Origin of the sequence: Haloarcula rubripromontorii (genome assembly GCF_001280425.1) — an archaeon.
Classification (GTDB): domain Archaea; phylum Halobacteriota; class Halobacteria; order Halobacteriales; family Haloarculaceae; genus Haloarcula; species Haloarcula rubripromontorii.
In genome coordinates, this window is the sequence record NZ_LIUF01000004.1 from 58,518 (window position 1) to 75,035 (window position 16,518).

The following is a 16,518-nucleotide window of genomic DNA, read 5'->3' on the forward strand; positions in this document are numbered from 1 at the left end:
AGGGGAGGTCATTATATTCGCGTCCAGCGAGTGTCTCCCCCGATACCGCTGGTCGGCCGCGCCGACACCGGCGGCTGCCTACGCGGACACCAGCGTCAGGTAGTGGCCGTCCGGGTCCCGGATTCGCACGCCGTCATCGACCGACGTGACCGCGAGCGCGTCGTCGGCGACCTCCCTGGCCGTCGATTTCGGGTCTGCAGCGACAACGCCGAAGTCGACGTGGACGCCGCCGCGGGCGTCGGCGATGCCCAGCCGCGGCGACCACAGTTCCAGATCGAGTTCGCCGGTCGAGAGTCTGACTCGGCCCTCGTCACGGCCGTCGTCGACCACCTCGAACCCCAGCGTGGTGTAGAACTCCACCGCCGAGGACAGCTCTTCGACTTCAAGAACGAGTTCGAACAGGCCCGTGACGCCAGTGCCGCCGACCGCACGCTCACCGAGTTCGACGCAGTTGCCCTGTGGGTCGTAGAAGTACAGCGAGCGCGCGTCCCCGAAGGTGTGTTCGACCAGGTCGAAGCGCTCGTCCAGCCGGTCGTACCAGTCGTCGTACTCCCGCTCGGGGATGGTCAGTGCGTAGTGCGTGTGGAGCCCACCGCGCGGCACTGTCCCCGGCGCGCGGAGTCTGATTTCGGTGTCGCCGGCCGCGAGTACGGCCTCATCTGGGGCCTCTGAAACGATGTCGAGTTCCAGAAAGGCCTCGTAGAACGCTGTGGCACGGTCGGGATACTTCACTTCTAACGTGAGCCAGGCGGGCGACGAGAGCATATCGGCGCTTCGACCGCCACCGACAAAGCCGCTGTGGACCCGTTTCGGGAGCGAAACAATCCCAGCACGCGTGTTTCCCGTTCTCGACCATTTATTCACCTCAGGCTCGTACGGAGGCGTATGCCAATGAAAGGCCAGGGCGAGGCAACGGAGTGGCTGGAGACGAACCGCTGGGAGCGCGGCGTGAGCTACATTCCGTATCCCGACGAAATGATGGTCCGGGCGAGTCACGTCCTCAAGACGGAAGCCGGCGTGTTCGTCGTCGACCCGATAGACGTCGACGGTATCGACGACCTGTTCGCTGAGTTCGGCGAGGTTGCCGGCGTCGTCATTCTGCTGGATCGACACAAACGTGACAGCGCCGCCGTTGCAAACCGACACGACGTATCAGTGTATATCCCCGACTGGATGTCTGGCGTCGAAGAGGATATCGACGCGCCGGTCGAACGCATGCACCGACAGTTGCCGGACACGGACTACGGCGTCCACAAGATAATCGACAACGCGTTCTGGCAAGAAGCCGCACTGTATGGCGACGACGACGACACGCTGGTCGTCCCCGAAGCGGTCGGGGCGGCGGACTACTTCCTCGCTGGCGACGAGCGGCTCGGCGTCCACCCGATGTTGCGCCTGTTCCCGCCCAAGAAGCTGAGCCGCCTCGACCCCGAGCGAGTACTGGTCGGACACGGAGAAGGCGTGATGGAGGACGCCGCCGAGGCCATCGCCTACGCACTTCGTGGGTCCCGCGGCCGGACGCCGGGGCTGTACGCGAAGAACCTCAAGTCGCTCGTGCTCGGCTGAATCGGGGCAAGCGACGCCGTTTTACCCGGGCCGTGCGAAAGTATGGCGTGGTCTACGTCACACGCGGACTCGTCGAGACACTGTTACGGCTCGCCAGCGAGGCCGAACCTGACGACGTGACGATTTCGCTGGCCGTCACGCCTGCAGGAGACCTTCCCGATGCGGACCTACCGGACGAGACACCGGTATTTACTGACTTCTACCTCCCCTCAGCCGGGGCCTCAGTGAAGGCAGTGTTCGGCGTCGATCTGGGGACGCCGGCCGGCCAGACGCAGGGTCGGTTCGTCTCCCACCCAGACGGCTACATGGGTGTCAGCAAGACCGACGACCTCCACGAGGTGGTCTTCGTCGGCATCCCGCCGTGGGATATCGACGCCTTCGGGGCCTTCGACAGAGCCGGACAGGTCCAGGAGATTACGGTTCTCGATGTCGAACCGCCCGAGAAGTATCCGCAGTAGCGGCCCAACTACTCCAGGTAGCCCAGGTCCCGTAACTGGTCGGTGATATCCTGAAACTGCGCTTCGGTCAGTTCGCCTTCCCGCTGGTGTTCGACGACGATACTCCGAAGCAGGAACCGAACGAGGTCGGACGTACTGGAGAAACTTGTCCCTTCGATTGTCTCTTCGACGCGCTCCGCGAGGTCCTTCGGGATGGATACTGTGGTGTAGTCAGCCATATCGGGACGGAGGCGGGCCGTCGGGATATGCGTTATGTCCCAGTTCAGCGCGGGTCTGTGGCCTCAGTGTCGAACTGGCCCATCGTCGCGTGATTGGTCGGAGAGAACATCTTCGGCGCATGGCGGGACCGGGACTGATCGTCCGCGTTGTCGAAAGGCAGCGTGGTTGTCGGGTACGAGTCGTCGTTTCGGGGGGTCGTGATTCGTGTTGTCATCCTGGGGGTCGTGTTGGCCGGCGTCTGTGGTTTGTAGGCAGTGCAGTGGGGGCGGTGTGTGCGGGGCGTACAATGGATACAAGCATTGAGTATCACCACCTTTCGACCCATTCATAATAAATGTTCATGATGAAGTTGTGGAAAATGATGGTAGCAAGTAACATGCGTCTCGGATCTATGCCCTGTGGACCCGGACCGACTGCACCAAATCGGCCTGTTCGTCCTGTGACCAGATGGAACGGCTCTGAATCGACTCAGACGACCAGCTGGACCTCGTACTCGGTCAGGTTTTCGTAGCCGTCGGAGGTGACGACGGCGATGTCCTCGATTCTGACGCCGCCGACATCGGGGTCGTAGAGGCCGGGTTCGATGGTGACGATGTGCCCCGGCTCGAGTTCGCCGCCGTTCGGTGCCAGCCGTGGAAGCTCGTGGACGTCCAGCCCGACGCCGTGGCCCGTGCTGTGGATGAATCCGGTCTCCGTCCGCTCGTCGTCACGCAGTGTCGGTTCGCCGGCGTCTTCGTACACATCACAGACAGCGTCGTGTACGTCCGCGCCGGTCGCGCCGGGTTCCAGCGCGTCGAACGCGGCTTCCATCGCGCGCTCAGTGAGGGCGTACCACTCGCGCACCGTCTCGCTTGGCTCGCCTTTCACGAACGTCCGCGTCATGTCGGCGTGGTACTTTGTCGCCTTGTCCTGCGGGAAGATGTCGATTATAATCGGCTCGTGAGCGAGGAGCGGCCCGCTCCCCCGGTCGTGAGGGTCCGTAGCGTCCGCACCACAGGCGACGATTGTTTCGTCCAGTGAGCAACCGTGACGGAGCAGCGTCACCTCGATCTCCTCTTTGACGCGCTCGCTGGTCAGCGTCTCGCCGTCGAGTTCGAGCGTGTCGTCTTCGGCAATGTCCGACGCATCGAGCAGCGACTCGGCCGCCGCCATCGCCGCTTCGTTTGCCCGCTGTGCCGTCCGGATGTGGTCGACTTCTGTCTCTGTTTTCGTCGCCCTGATCTCCGTGACGATGCCGTCGGTGTCGGCCGTCACGTCGACGCCGCGTGCGCGCAGGCCGTCCGCGGTCCGAAGGGGGAACCGCGGCGGCACGGCCACGCTCTCCACGTCGTAGGCCGCGAGGAAATCAGCGAGGACGTGCGAGACCGCTTCGTCCGGGCCGTACTCCTCGACTTTCTGCTGGTGGTCGAAGTCGACATACCGTTCGACGGTTTCGGCCCGAGACTCGCGCTTGGCTCGGCCGAACTCCAGACTCCGCGGAAAGAGAAGATGTGTCTCACCGTCGTACAGCGTGATGAACGGGTCCGGCGCGTCAAAGCCCGAGAGATAGTACTGGTCTGACACCTCGGAATCCGCATCGAGGAGGTAGCCATCGACGCCGGCGTCGTCGAGATATGCGTCCAGTGCTGAGAGAGCAGGTTCCATACGTGTCAGATTGGCCCCCATCCACATATACGTCTCCACTGCGTCGCTGAACGGCCCGACACATGGCCACGAATACCATACCGATGCAGTTTGGCCGCTCATTTATTGACGTTCCAGCCCCTCAGTTCTAGTAATGAGTGACTTGTCCGGTGAAGACGTGACCGTTGTCGGCGGCGGCATCGGTGGGCTCTCCGCTGCGTGCTACCTGGCGGACGCAGGCGCGGACGTCTCGCTACTGGAGAAAAACGAGCAACTTGGGGGCCGCGCCTCCCGGCTAGAGGTGGACGGATTCCGGTTCGACATGGGTCCGTCGTGGTATCTGATGCCCGACGTGTTCGAGCGCTTCTTTGCGTACTTCGGCAAGGAGCCACGGGACTACTACGACCTCCAGCGGCTCGATCCGCACTACCGTATCTTCTTCAAAGACGGCGACCAGATCGACGTGACCGGCAACAACGACGAGATGCGCGAGAAGTTCGAGGCGTACGAACCCGGCGCGGGCGAGGCGTTCGAAGAGTATCTGTCGACCAGCGAACGCCACTACGAGACGGCGATGAACAAGTTCGTCTACGAGGACCGCTCGGAACTGCGCGACTGGGTCGACCTCGACGTGATGACCGCCGCCCCGGTCGGCCTGCAGCTCATCGGCTCGATGCAGAGCCACGTCGAGGACTACTTCGAACACCCGAAGCTCCAGCAGATCATGCAGTACACGCTTGTCTTCCTCGGCGGCTCACCGAAGACGACGCCGGCGCTGTACAACATGATGAGCCACGTCGATTTCAACCTCGGCGTCTACTACCCCGACGGCGGCGTCGGCGCGGTCGTCGACGGCCTAGTCGAACTCGGCGAGGAACTCGGCGTCACCTACGAGACTGACGCCGAGGTCGCGGAGATTTCACGCCGCAAGCAGGGCTTTCTCGTCGAGACGGTGGATGGCGAGACGACCCACCCCGACGAAGTGGTCGTCAACGCTGATTACGCCCACGCCGAGCGTGAACTCCTCCCGGACCACGAACGCCAGTACGACGACGATTACTGGGACGACAAGACCTACGCGCCGTCTGCCTTCCTCATGTACATGGGCGTCGAGGGCGACGTGGAGCCACTAGAACATCACACGCTCGTTTTGCCGACGGACTGGGACCCCCACTTTGACGACATCTTCGAGGAGCCGGCCTGGCCCGACGACCCGGCCTACTACCTCTGTGTCCCCTCGAAGACCGACGACAGCGTCGCTCCCGACGGCCACTCGAATCTGTTCGTGCTGGTCCCCATCGCGCCCGGACTGCACGACGGCGACGAGATACGGGAGGAGTACCGCGAGAAAGTCTTGGCCGACATCGCCGACAACACCGGCGTCGACCTGCGCGACCGCATCGTCTATGAAAAGCAGTTCGCCGTCTCCGACTTCGGCGAGCGGTACAACGCCACCGAGGGGACCGCCCTCGGTCTGGCGCACACACTCCGCCAGACGGCCCTGTTGCGGCCCAACAACCGCTCGTCGGCCGTCGACGGCCTCTACTTCACGGGGTCGTTCACGACGCCCGGCATCGGCGTGCCGATGTGTCTCATCAGCGGCGAACACACCGCGAAGGCGCTCATCGAGGACACCGCCTGAGTAATGCCCGAACTCCCGACCGACCGCATCACCGCCGTTATCCCGCCGGAGGAGACGCTGCTGGGCTACCTGTTGCGCCTCTCCCGGCCGCGGTTCTGGCTGTACCTCGGTGGCCCGGTCATCGTCGGCGTCAGCTACGCGGCCGACGGCCCGGGAGAGCTGTTCTCGCCGCTGGCTATCGCGCTGTTTCTGTACTTCACCATCCCCGGGAACGTGTTTCTTTACGGCGTCAACGACATCTTCGACGCCGACATCGACGAACACAATCCCAAGAAAGACGAGGGCCGCGAAGTGAGCTACCGCGGGGACAGCGCCGTCACGGCAATCGTCGTCGCCAGCGGCGCGCTCGCGTTGCTGTTTATGCTCGGGCTGCCGACGCTGGGGATCGTGGCCCTGCTCGTCTGGATTGCGCTCTCTGTCGAGTACTCGGCACCGCCGCTGCGGTTCAAGACGACGCCGTTCCTCGACTCCATCTCGAACGGTCTGTACATCCTGCCCGGCGTCATCGGCTACACCGCTATCGAAGGAGTCGCTCCACCGGCGACGGCGGTGGTTGGGGCGTGGCTCTGGGCGATGGGGATGCACACTTTCTCGGCGATTCCCGATATCGAACCCGACCGCGAGGCCGGTATTCAGACGACGGCAACGTTTCTGGGCGAGTCAAACACCTACTACTACTGCGTGATGTGCTGGCTCATGGCATCGTTCGCGTTCAACTTCACGCACTGGGTGTTCGGCCTGCTACTGCTCGTCTACCCCGGCCTCGTCTTCGGGATTCTCGGGGTCGGCGTCGACATCGACGAGGCCTATTGGTGGTATCCTGCGATCAACACCATCGTCGGCATGGTGTTCACGCTCATCGCGCTGTGGGTGATGCTGTATGGGTAGCGGCGAAGACCGGACACTGGCGGGCTGGACGCTCCCGGAGACAAAAACCGATGCGACCGCGCGGTTCGACCAGTTCGTCACCGAGAACCGGTTTACCATCGCCGTCGTCTTCCCGCTCGTCGGCGCGGTCACGCTGCTTGCCAGCGCCGAGGGAGTCCTGCCGGACCCGCTCGCGTTCAATCCCTACTTCGTCCTCTTTGGCACGTTCGTGATGCGATTACCCCTCGTGGCCGGCGTCTTCCCGCTCGTGGACCGCCGTGCTGGGCTGGCACTGATTGCGCTGACGCTCTATTCCTACGGCATCGAACTTGTCGGCGTCAGGACCGGGTGGCCATACGGCGAATTTACCTACGGTGTCGACCTCGGCCCGATGTTGCTCGGTGAGGTCCCGTTCGGCCTCCCGGTCTTCTTCTTCCCGCTGGTCCTGAACGCCTACCTGCTTGTCTTGCTGTTGCTCGGCAGCAGAGCGGCGTCAACCGCGGTTCGGCTGCTGGCGACGCTTTCGACAGTCATGCTTATCGACCTCGTACTCGATCCGGGTGCCGTGGCTATCGGCTTCTGGACATACGCGGTGCCCCAGTTCTACGGCGTTCCGTGGCAGAACTACGCCGGCTGGCTCCTGTCAGGCTCGGTTGCCGTCCTGCTGTTCGACCTCGGGTTCGACCGCGAGGGGCTCCGACAGCGGCTCGAAGCGTGTCCGTTCATGCTCGATGACCTCGTGAGCTTTGTCCTGCTGTGGGGCGGTATCAACCTCTTTTACGCGAACTGGGTCCCGGTCGGTATCGCCGCGCTGCTGGGAGCGGGCCTTCTCTGGACGGACCGCTTCGACTTCGACCTCTCAGAGACTCGGGTCGGTCGTGCCGTCTGGCGGTGACGGTCGGCAGGCTCGCTGTCGCGCTGCTGACGACGCTGTGACAGCCAAGCGTTTAAGCAACCGCGTAGGTAGGTGGACGTATGGATCGAATCCCGTTTGGAATCCGCCAGCTCGACTCCATCATCAACGGTGGGGCACCCGCCGGGAGCGTCGTCTTGCTCTCCGGCGAGGCCGGTGCTGGCTCCCGGGAGTTCATGCACACGAGCGCGCTGATAAACGGGCTCGGACAGGTGGATTCGGAGCTACACGACCTCTACTACGGTGACCTCTCGGCGGACGCCGTCGCGCCGGAGGAGGTCCACTACGTCTCCTTCACCGCGAACGAGTCCCAACTGGTCAGCGAGATGCGGCTGGCGATGGACGGCGACGTGGTCGAGAAGGGGAGCCGGGCCGTCGAGTTCCACGACCTCTCGGAGCGGTACTTCCACATCAGCCCGGTCCCCCGGGACTGGTACGCCGACGAAACCGCGTCGATCACCGACCTCCGGGCGCGCCACGAGCGAGAGGACCTGCTCGGGACACTCGGGATGGTTCTGAACGAGGTGGCGGCGAACAATCTCGTCATCATCGACTCGCTATCGGACCTCGTCAGCGCCATGGGTGAGGAAGTCGACTGGGCGGACATCAGCTCGCTCGTCCAGGGGCTCCAGAAGGCGGCCCATCAGTGGCGCTGTCTGCTCCTCTTGCACATTAATCCTGAGACGCTGTCGGCGGTTCGACACGGGCAGCTCGTCGACGCATCCCACGGAACGATGGAGTTTGCGTGGGAATCCGGCGGCTCCACCCGGGCTCGAACCCTCGTCGTTCAGCAGTTCCGTGGCGTCCTCTCACAGATCGAAGACGAGGACATCGTTCAGTTCGAGACGGAACTGGGCGATGCCGGCTTCGATATCAGCGACGTGCGCAAGATTCGATAGCGATAGTCGGCGGGACAATTGGCAGTAACTGTCGACAGAGAACAACGAGAACGGTGCTTCGGAGTCGCTTCAACTCTCGGTATCTGAAATCGGCGGTAAACCCTTATCAGTCTTGTTCGTCAAGGGTGTCGTAATGTCCTCCGAGTCGACTGATGACGGGGGAGTGTACGTCGAGCTATCTGCAGATCTAGACGAGTGGCTGACCGAGCAGGCCGAGACACTCGGCGTGTCTCGCGACGCCGTCATGGAGCAACTGCTGGCCGCATACATGACGACGGTCGATTCGGACAGCGAGATGGGCGACCACATCCAGCCGTCGTCGGACGAACTGGATGCCGTCGTCGCCGCGACCGTGGACGAGAAGCTGAACGGCTCAGTCGAAGCAGCAACCGAGAGCGCCGTCAACGCTCGCGTCCCGGACGTCGTCGACACGGTAGAACGCCAGCTCGCTGATCGGTTCGAGTCGCTCGAAGCAGACTTTCAGACGAAGATCGAGGATGTCCGCGAACGCGTCGTACAGGTCAAACGGGAGGCCGACGCGAAAGCGCCTGCCGACCACAGCCACGAGGAGTTCGACCGCATCGATGCACTCACACAGGAGATTGAACAGATAGAGACGGAACTCGCCGCGCTTCGAGGTGACGTGACCGACTCGCTCGAAACGCAGGACGAACGCATCGCCGACATCGACGACCGTCTCGACGATGTCGAAGACAAGCTCACCCGCGTCGCCTGGGTCGTCAGCGACCTTCGCGACGACCGAGGTGGTCGGGACCAGAATCAAAAAGCGGTCGACCGGCTGAAACGCGCCGCGGCACAGGAAAATATCTCAACGGCACGGTGTTCAAACTGTGACAAGCAGGTCGAGATCGGGCTACTGACCGAACCCCAGTGTCCACACTGCAACACGACAGTGTCGGATGTCCGACCCGAGGGCGGTATCATCCGCTCGAAGGCGCGGCTGGTGGCCGCAGCACAGCTTGAACCGGGCGAGACCCATGAGTGACGACGAGCGAGACCCCTTCGAAGAGCTTGACCCCGGCGACGACCGCGAGGGCGACCCGTTCGAGCGCCTCGACTCGGGGCCTGACGACACGGACGAATCGACAGACACACGCCAGCCGTCCGACGATGGCTGGACTGCTGCCGAACCGAGCGACACGTCGGCCAACGATGCATCCAAGACAGGTCCCGGTGCGACCGATGTCGACGACCTCCTCTCGGCTGTCGATACGGAGGAGTTCCGGTCGGATTCGGCGGCTGAATCGGACAACTCCGTTCCAGAGTCGTCACCTAGCCCGGACGACCCGTTCTCGGGGATGGACGACCGCGGCGAAGACCCCTTCGGCAGCGCCGAAAGCGCGTTCGAGCGGGTCGATGTCGACCACATCGACGCCGACAAAGTGTGGGCAGAAATCGCTGATGACGACGAGAGCAAGAGCGCGCCAGAGAGCCGTTACGCGGAGGTGTCGAAACACCGCTACTGCGAGCAGTGTGAACACTTCTCCGAACCGCCGAACGCCCACTGCACGAACGAGGGGACTGAAATCGTGGAGTTCCTCGACATGGAGACGGTCCGGCTGCTGGACTGTCCGATCGTCGCCGAGCAACACGAGATCGAGGACGAGCAGTAACGGCTTTTTGCCTCGGTGTCGGACGGGCGTGTATGCAGTTCTGCGACGACTGTGGTTCGATGATGCACGCCGACGGTGACGAGATGGTCTGTCAGTCCTGTGGCACGCGGGTCGCGAAAGACGAGGACCGGGCGGCCGAGTTCGTCACCACGGACGAACAGAGCGGCGACGAACTGATAGAGACCGAAGCGGGCTCGAACTTCGAGGGCAAGCCGACGGCCGACGACGTGACCTGTGAGGAATGCGGGCACGGAAAAGCGTGGTACACGATCAAACAGACCGGGTCAGCCGACGAACCGCCGACGCGGTTTTTCAAGTGCCAGGAGTGTGGCCATCGGTGGCGAGAGTACAACTAGAGGAGCGACTCCAGAATCTGGAGCTCTTCTTCTTCGGAGATGTTCTCGGAGTTCATACACGCATGGACGACTTTGTGGACGAGTTCGGGATCCTGAAACGGATCGGATTGCAGCGAGCCGCCGCCGTCCGCGATGGTTTCGACCTGCCCTTCGAGCTCGGCCAACTGTGCGGAGAGGTCCTCGACAGTCGACTGGAACGTAGTCAGCGTGGTATTCACCTCGCCGGCCGCTGTCTCGACCACCGCTGCCGAGCGGTCGCCGTCGTCGGACGCGGTATCGGGCTCAGACACATGTTCGTCGCGTTCGTCAGGGGTGTCCGGTGACTCCGGGGACGCGCTCTCGGATGCCAGCGCCTCACCTTCGTCCGAGGGCGTCGAATCGGTCTTTTCGTCGCTGAAAACCGCGTTTGCGAACGTTTCTCGGTTCGCCCAGTCGAACCCGTCGATGCCGTTGACGCGATTGCTCACAGTCGAGGCAGTCACATCGAGCTTTTCCGCGAGATCTCGCTGGGACGCAGTGGGGTGTTGCCGAATCGCCCGGAGCGTCTCTCGTTCTGTCGACGAGAGGTCCTCCGGGGTCGGGTGTGGCTGTGACTCCGCCGACGATTCACTCGGTGCCGCGTCTGTCTCGTCGGTCTCAGCTGGGTCGCCGTGTTCTTCGAGGACTCGCTCGACCAGTTCCGCTGTCGCGCTCGGTACTTCGGCCGCAAGCTCTGCGATGGACGCTTCAGGGTTCTCGGCCGCTACGTCGAGTATTTGTTTGTGACGCATCGATTTGGGGGCCGTTCGGCCGTTCGTTGATTTGCTCATTGATATCACCACGTAGGGAAGGTACCGCCACCCGATCCCCCAACCTGATATACATTTGACTGAAACCAATGGAATTGTCAAAAGCTTTTGGTTAGACACAAACATTAATTAATATGTTATTTACGCAGACAGTGCCCGGATGCTACTGATACAAACTATGCAGAGCGGGGGGACCGATCTATTCCGGGACGAACACGGCTCCGTCGGTCAAAACAGAACCTGAGCCTTCTGAAAGCATTTATTCAGGGCAGGGCAACGCAAAGCCATGTACCGCCGTCGTGTTCTGGCACTCTGCGGACTGGCTATCACCGGTGCGGGATGTCAGGGTGAGACTGCTGACACCGAAACAGTGACGCCGGTCCCGTCGCCGGCCGCTAGCGAATCCGACACCGGGCCGCCGCCCGCGGTGACGATTACGCACTCGGTAGTGATGCCCGGTGTCGTGGTCCCGGGCACTGACTCTATCACTGTCCAGTCAGCTGATGGCCAGTACCTTGTGCTCACAGCGACTGTCGAAGGCTCCGGCGTAGACCGCGCCGCGTTCTCGCTCAGATTCGACGGGTCGACGTACAGCCCCGAAACGTTCAGAAACGGCCTGTATCGCGACGGCGAGTGGGGCCGACAGTTCACCGAGGCAGGTGGACCACTGGTCTTTGACCTCCCTGAAACCGGCACAGCCAGCGACGCCCAACTCTCCTGGCCCGGCGGGGAGTGGACGCCGCCGGAACCTGTCAAGAACAGACTCGAAGCTCCGCTCCCCTCGTTCGATGTTACCTTTACCGGGCCGGAGCGCGTCACTGAGCCAGCCATGCCGACGCTTGAAATAACAGTCACGAACACGGGCGACACCCCGGGCCGGTACGTCCTCGCACTCAACCGAACCGGCCCACGCATCGCGTACACGCCGGTCGGACGGTTTGACGGTAAGCTGGCACCGGGAGAAACAGAGCGTATTACACGCGATGGCAAGAGTCCCTACGTCGACGAGACGGGGCCGCGTGAAGTCACGTATCACCTGCGAGCCTCGGAAGATCACAACGACGCGACACACCGAGTCAAGCCGGTCGATGCGGAGACCGCGACCGAGTCGTAGCGATCTATCGCGTTCGAGAACGTCTTTTCGCCGTAGAAAGCCACCGAACAGCTCTGCGGTGGTGCAGGAGCGCCGCCTCAGACCCCTTCGAGGTCGGACCGGTACTCGTTGATCACGTCGTCGGCGTCTTCGATGACGCCAGCTACGTCTTCCGCGTCACCGCTACTCAGGTCGTTGAGCGCCGACTGGATGCGGGCGAGCCGACCGTGGTCCGGGCCGCGTTCGGCTGTCGCGAGGGTGTCGAGCTGGTCGGCGAGTTCGGCGAGACGTTCGCTCGCCTCGTCGCTGTCGGTGTCTTCGGCTGCCGATTCGAGCAGTTCACTCGCAGACGCGAGTTCGTCGCGTGTCATACGTGGAAGTTTACAGATGGGGACTAAAACGGTTCGGCTTATCGGAGCAGGTTTCTCATAACTAAACAGTGGGCGGGGGGACAGGCAACGCTTACCCCGTCCCCGCTCCCAGACCGGGCATGGCAAACTTCCTCTTCTGTTCGCTGGATGCGGCGCTCATCGGCGACATCGCCTGGCAGGTCGCCCGAGAGGGGCACGACGTGAAGTACTACATCGAGGCCGACAGCGACAGGGAAATCGCCGATGGATTTGTCCCGAAAACCGACGACTGGCGCGGGGACCTCGACTGGGCCGATGTCGTCATCTTCGACGATATCTGGGTCGGCAGCGATATCGGTACCGGCGAGATTGCACAGCAACTCCGGGCCGACGGCCACGCCGTCGTTTGCGGGACACCAAACACGGACACGCTCGAAGAGGACCGCGGCTACGCCATGGCGGTCCTCGAAGAACACGGCGTCGACACTATCGAGCACCATGTCTTCGAGGACTTCGACGCCGGCATCCAGCACGTCCAATCGAATCCGGCTCCGTACGTCATCAAACCGCTCGGAGAAGTCCAGAACGTCAAGCGACTCCTCTACGTCGGCAATGAGGACGACGGCAGCGATGTCGTCGACGTGCTCCGGGCGTACAAGAAGGCGTGGGGCCACCGCATGAAGGGGTTCCAGCTCCAGCGGAAGGTCGAGGGTGTCGAAATCGCCGTCTGTGGCTTCTTCAACGGCGAGTCGTTCGTCGAGCCCATCAACTTCAACTTCGAGCACAAGAAGCTGTTCCCGGGCAACATCGGCCCCTCGACCGGCGAGATGGGGACCTCGATGTTCTGGGCGGGGCGCAACGAACTGTTCGCGGAGACGCTCGGCAAACTGGAGGGGTGGCTCGCCGACGAGGGGTACGTCGGCAGCATCGACGTCAACTGCATCGTCAACGACAGCGGTATCTACCCGCTGGAGTTCACGCCGCGCTTTGGCTATCCGACGATAACGCTACAGGAGGAGTCGTTCGAATCCGGAACGGGGCAGTTCTTCCTCGATCTGGCGAACGGGCGTGACCCCGAACTGGCGGTCCATCGCGGGTATCAGGTCGGGGTCCGGGTCGTCCTGCCGCCGTTCCCGTTCGACGACGAGCAAACCTACGACGAGAACTCCCGCAACGCCGCGGTCGTCTTCCAGTCCGACAGCCGCGAGGGCATCCACATCGAGGACGCAAAGCGGGTCGACGGGCAGTGGCGAGTCGCCGGCGAGAGCGGGATGCCGCTGGTCGTGACCGGCAAAGGCGAAACGATGCAGGCGGCGCGAGAGCAGGCCTACGAGCGCGTCGATGACATTCTCATCCCTAATCTGTACTACCGCGACGACATCGGTGAGCGCTGGGTCGACGGTGATGGGGATCGGTTGCAGGCGTGGGGCTATCTCGGCCCGGCCACGTAACGACGTATTGCCTGACTCATCAACTACATCTCTTTGGCACGCGCCGAACGGGGACCTTTACGTGTGTAACACGTACCCATGGTTGACGGATGGACGCACAAACTGAACGGTCGCCGCTACACGTCTCGCATACCGACCACGACGACGGCTGGACGGTCGCCGTCGACCTCGACTCGCTTCAGGTTAGCGACGACCACGTGACAGTCGATGTCATTGGAACAGAAGCCATCGTTGCCGTCGACGCCCCGCACCTCCAGACGGAGTTCGACATCGATCTGCCGGCCGCCGGGGCAGTCCAGACACTCAGGAACGGCGTGCTCACGCTCTCGCAGCGAAGCTAGCGCTGTCGCGGACTCCTTTTTAATCATACCCGCTGTTGTGACAACCACACAACACGATGAAACTCCACAAGGGATTTGGGCGTGATGCTGGAAGCGTTCAGTGATGACCACCCATCCCGACCGGGACCCGAGCGCTCTGTCAACGATTTGGGGCTCGGTGCCGCCGCTTCGTGCGTGGATTCGAACGTTTCTCATTGGCCTCTGTATGGGCAGCGCGGACGGCGTCCCCGGTGTCTCCGGCGGAACAATCGCGCTCATCGCCGGCGTCTACGAGCGACTCATCGCCGCGATTACCGCCGTCACCCCGGGCCGTATAATTCGGTTCGTTCGCGCGCTCGTTCCCGTTGACGGCGGCGTCGATGTCCGTAGCGCGTTCTCCGAACTCCTCGAAATAGATATTTGGTTCCTGCTCGCGCTGGTCGGCGGTGTCGCAACCGCCGTCGTCATCGTGACGCGGATTGTCCACATCGCCAGCCAGGAGACGCCGGCACTCCTCTTCGGGTTCTTCTTCGGGCTCATCGCCGCCTCAGCGCTGGTGTTACTGCGCAGTCTCACGGTTGACTCCGCGTTTCAGATCGTGACCGGAGTCCTCGGGTTTCTGGTCGCGTTCTACGTGTCCGGGGTGTCGACAGCCGCCACAGGTGGTGGCGGCCTCGCACTGGTCTTTTTCGCCGGCATGATAGGCGTCAGCGCGATGATTCTACCCGGCATCTCGGGGTCGCTGTTGCTCATCATCCTCGGGCAGTACACTCGTATGTCGACGGCGCTCAGCGAGTTCGTCGACGCCCTCATCGCCCTTGTCACCGGCGGGCCAGCCGAAGACGTGACCACGACCGCCGTGCCGGTCGTGACGTTCATCCTCGGCGGCCTTGTCGGCCTGTTCACCATCGCCCGCGTCGTCCGTCGTGCGCTTGATTACAACCGCCGGGCGACACTGGCTTTCCTCGTCGCCCTCGTCGTCGGCGCGCTACGCGCCCCTGTCGTGGAAGTTCAGGAGAATGTAGGTTTTTCGACGGACGTACTCATCGCGTTCGTCGCCGCTGGTGCCGTCGGCGCGGTTTTCTTGCTCGTCCTCGACTGGTACGCCGTCGACCTCGACCTCGATAAGGTCTAGCGCGGTTCAGAAGCCCCAGGCGCGGCGGTACTGTGGCGGTCCTTCGATTTCGTCGGTCGCGTCGAGTTCTCTCGCGGCATTCATCGTGAAGTACGGGTCCCGGAGGTGTTCGCGGCCGACGATAGCCATATCGGCCCGGTCGTTAGCGATGACGGCCGCAGCCTGCTCGGGCGTCGTGATGCCGCCGACAGCGCCGACGGCGATATCCGACTCGGTCTCCTCTCGAATCCGCTCGGCGTACCGGAGCTGGTAGTTCGGGCCGGCGTAGTCGGGGCTGGACTCGGGGTGGATGCCGCCGCCGCTCACGTCGATGAGATCCACGCCGATGTCGGCGAGTTGGTCCGACAGGCGCACGGAGTCCTCGACAGTCCACGCGTCGCGGTCGGGGAGCCAGTCCGTCGCCGAGAGACGGACGAACACCGGCTTGTCGTCCGGCCAGACCTCGCGGACGGCGGCGGTGACCTCCCGTGTCAGCCGTGTGCGCCCCGCAAAGTCGCCGCCGTAGTCGTCCTCGCGGTGGTTGGTCACCGGCGAGAGGAACTGATGCAAGAGGTAGCCGTGGGCGGCGTGGACCTCCGCGACCTCGAAGCCGGCGTCAAGTGCGCGCTCGGCGGCGGCGCGGAACGAATCGATGACGGACTCGATGCCGTCCTGGTCGAGTGCTGTCGTCGGTGGGGCCTCGTCGTCGTACGGCCACGGGTCGTCACTCGGGCCGACGACTTCCCAGCCGCCGTCGTCGGGCTGGAGCGGGTCGTGGCCATCCCATGGTCGTTCGATGGAGGCTTTCCGACCGGCATGGGCCAGTTGGATGCCCGGCACGCTGCCCTGGTCGCTGATGAACGTCGTAATCGGTTCCAGCGCCGCCGCGTGCTCGTCGCTCCAGATTCCGAGGTCCTCCGGAGAGATGCGACCGCGAGCTTCGACAGCGGTCGCCTCCGTCATGACCAAGCCCGCGCCACCGACGGCGCGTGACCCGAGATGTGTGCGGTGCCAGTCGGTGGCGAGGCCGTCGCGAGCCTCGCAGGAGTACTGGCACATCGGAGACACCATAACGCGATTCGGGACTGTCGTCTCGCGGAGTTCCAGCGGTGAGAACAGTGCAGTCATCGACGGAGGTTCGCTGGCGAGACGGATAACCGCATTGGCGACTGCAAGCATCGTCGCTTGCGCCGGTGTCAAAGGTCGAACGTCGAAATCTCGGCCC

At 63.1% G+C, this 16,518-nt stretch carries 20 protein-coding genes; 13 read left to right on the top strand and 7 right to left on the bottom strand.

Annotated features, from left to right (window positions below):
- Window positions 1–78: 78 nt before the first annotated feature.
- On the bottom strand, window positions 79–765 hold the full coding sequence (locus AMS69_RS12630) for a VOC family protein (protein ID WP_053968435.1): 687 nt from the start codon (window positions 763–765) through the stop codon (window positions 79–81).
- Window positions 766–891: 126 nt separating this feature from the next.
- Here AMS69_RS12630 and AMS69_RS12635 point away from each other — a divergent pair, with 126 nt between their 5' ends.
- On the top strand, window positions 892–1,566 hold the full coding sequence (locus tag AMS69_RS12635) for a hypothetical protein (protein ID WP_080508841.1): 675 nt from the start codon (window positions 892–894) through the stop codon (window positions 1,564–1,566).
- 47 nt (window positions 1,567–1,613) lie between these two features.
- The gene (locus AMS69_RS12640) at window positions 1,614–2,024 is read left to right on the top strand and encodes a hypothetical protein (RefSeq protein WP_053968437.1); all 411 of its coding nucleotides are present in this window, start codon (window positions 1,614–1,616) and stop codon (window positions 2,022–2,024) included.
- Window positions 2,025–2,032: 8 nt separating this feature from the next.
- On the opposite strand, the gene AMS69_RS12645 is transcribed toward AMS69_RS12640, so the two are convergent.
- The 3 genes from AMS69_RS12645 to AMS69_RS12650 form a co-directional block, all read right to left on the bottom strand.
- Complete coding sequence (locus AMS69_RS12645) at window positions 2,033–2,242, bottom strand: ribbon-helix-helix domain-containing protein (RefSeq protein WP_004593281.1); 210 nt, start codon at window positions 2,240–2,242, stop codon at window positions 2,033–2,035.
- Between the two features lie 44 nt (window positions 2,243–2,286).
- Window positions 2,287–2,457, bottom strand: a complete 171-nt coding sequence (locus AMS69_RS20660) for a hypothetical protein (protein ID WP_170083701.1) — start codon at window positions 2,455–2,457, stop codon at window positions 2,287–2,289.
- A gap of 254 nt (window positions 2,458–2,711) precedes the next feature.
- On the bottom strand, window positions 2,712–3,887 hold the full coding sequence (locus AMS69_RS12650; protein ID WP_053968438.1) for a M24 family metallopeptidase: 1,176 nt from the start codon (window positions 3,885–3,887) through the stop codon (window positions 2,712–2,714).
- Window positions 3,888–4,020: 133 nt separating this feature from the next.
- On the opposite strand from AMS69_RS12650, the gene crtD reads away from it, so the two are divergent.
- The 7 genes from crtD to AMS69_RS12685 all read left to right on the top strand — a co-directional run bounded on the left by crtD (window position 4,021) and on the right by AMS69_RS12685 (window position 10,177).
- Window positions 4,021–5,508, top strand: a complete 1,488-nt coding sequence (gene crtD, locus AMS69_RS12655) for a carotenoid 3,4-desaturase (RefSeq protein WP_053968439.1) — start codon at window positions 4,021–4,023, stop codon at window positions 5,506–5,508.
- Between the two features lie 3 nt (window positions 5,509–5,511).
- Window positions 5,512–6,396: a prenyltransferase gene (locus AMS69_RS12660; protein ID WP_053968440.1), complete on the top strand. Its 885-nt coding sequence runs from the start codon at window positions 5,512–5,514 to the stop codon at window positions 6,394–6,396.
- On the top strand, window positions 6,389–7,270 hold the full coding sequence (gene cruF, locus AMS69_RS12665; protein WP_053968441.1) for a bisanhydrobacterioruberin hydratase: 882 nt from the start codon (window positions 6,389–6,391) through the stop codon (window positions 7,268–7,270). Before AMS69_RS12660 ends, cruF begins: the two co-directional genes overlap by 8 nt.
- 80 nt (window positions 7,271–7,350) lie before the next feature.
- Window positions 7,351–8,187: an RAD55 family ATPase gene (locus tag AMS69_RS12670; protein WP_053968442.1), complete on the top strand. Its 837-nt coding sequence runs from the start codon at window positions 7,351–7,353 to the stop codon at window positions 8,185–8,187.
- A gap of 133 nt (window positions 8,188–8,320) precedes the next feature.
- Complete coding sequence (locus tag AMS69_RS12675; RefSeq protein ID WP_053968443.1) at window positions 8,321–9,193, top strand: hypothetical protein; 873 nt, start codon at window positions 8,321–8,323, stop codon at window positions 9,191–9,193.
- The gene (locus AMS69_RS12680; protein WP_053968444.1) at window positions 9,186–9,821 is read left to right on the top strand and encodes a hypothetical protein; all 636 of its coding nucleotides are present in this window, start codon (window positions 9,186–9,188) and stop codon (window positions 9,819–9,821) included. Before AMS69_RS12675 ends, AMS69_RS12680 begins: the two co-directional genes overlap by 8 nt.
- A gap of 32 nt (window positions 9,822–9,853) precedes the next feature.
- Complete coding sequence (locus tag AMS69_RS12685; RefSeq protein ID WP_053968445.1) at window positions 9,854–10,177, top strand: transcription factor S; 324 nt, start codon at window positions 9,854–9,856, stop codon at window positions 10,175–10,177.
- Here the strand turns inward: AMS69_RS12685 and AMS69_RS12690 are convergent.
- A complete protein-coding gene (locus AMS69_RS12690; protein ID WP_053968869.1) occupies window positions 10,174–10,947 on the bottom strand; it encodes a winged helix-turn-helix domain-containing protein in 774 nt (257 codons plus the stop codon). The two genes, AMS69_RS12685 and AMS69_RS12690, sit on opposite strands and share 4 nt — an antisense overlap.
- A 304-nt stretch (window positions 10,948–11,251) precedes the next feature.
- Here AMS69_RS12690 and AMS69_RS12695 point away from each other — a divergent pair, with 304 nt between their 5' ends.
- Window positions 11,252–12,079, top strand: a complete 828-nt coding sequence (locus AMS69_RS12695) for a hypothetical protein (RefSeq protein ID WP_053968446.1) — start codon at window positions 11,252–11,254, stop codon at window positions 12,077–12,079.
- Between the two features lie 77 nt (window positions 12,080–12,156).
- Here AMS69_RS12695 and AMS69_RS12700 read toward each other — a convergent pair whose 3' ends face one another.
- Complete coding sequence (locus AMS69_RS12700) at window positions 12,157–12,429, bottom strand: DUF7553 family protein (protein WP_053968447.1); 273 nt, start codon at window positions 12,427–12,429, stop codon at window positions 12,157–12,159.
- A 119-nt stretch (window positions 12,430–12,548) separates the two neighbouring features.
- Here AMS69_RS12700 and AMS69_RS12705 point away from each other — a divergent pair, with 119 nt between their 5' ends.
- The 3 genes from AMS69_RS12705 to AMS69_RS12715 all read left to right on the top strand — a co-directional run bounded on the left by AMS69_RS12705 (window position 12,549) and on the right by AMS69_RS12715 (window position 15,314).
- On the top strand, window positions 12,549–13,859 hold the full coding sequence (locus AMS69_RS12705; protein ID WP_053968448.1) for a phosphoribosylglycinamide synthetase C domain-containing protein: 1,311 nt from the start codon (window positions 12,549–12,551) through the stop codon (window positions 13,857–13,859).
- Between the two features lie 89 nt (window positions 13,860–13,948).
- Window positions 13,949–14,200, top strand: coding sequence for a DUF7127 family protein (locus AMS69_RS12710; protein WP_053968449.1), 252 nt, complete (start codon window positions 13,949–13,951; stop codon window positions 14,198–14,200).
- A 103-nt stretch (window positions 14,201–14,303) separates the two neighbouring features.
- Window positions 14,304–15,314 (top strand): DUF368 domain-containing protein, encoded by a 1,011-nt coding sequence (locus tag AMS69_RS12715; protein WP_053968450.1) that lies wholly within the window; start codon window positions 14,304–14,306, stop codon window positions 15,312–15,314.
- A 6-nt stretch (window positions 15,315–15,320) separates the two neighbouring features.
- Here the strand turns inward: AMS69_RS12715 and AMS69_RS12720 are convergent, their stop codons facing one another.
- Window positions 15,321–16,421, bottom strand: coding sequence for an NADH:flavin oxidoreductase/NADH oxidase (locus tag AMS69_RS12720; protein ID WP_053968451.1), 1,101 nt, complete (start codon window positions 16,419–16,421; stop codon window positions 15,321–15,323).
- Window positions 16,422–16,518 lie beyond the last annotated feature (97 nt).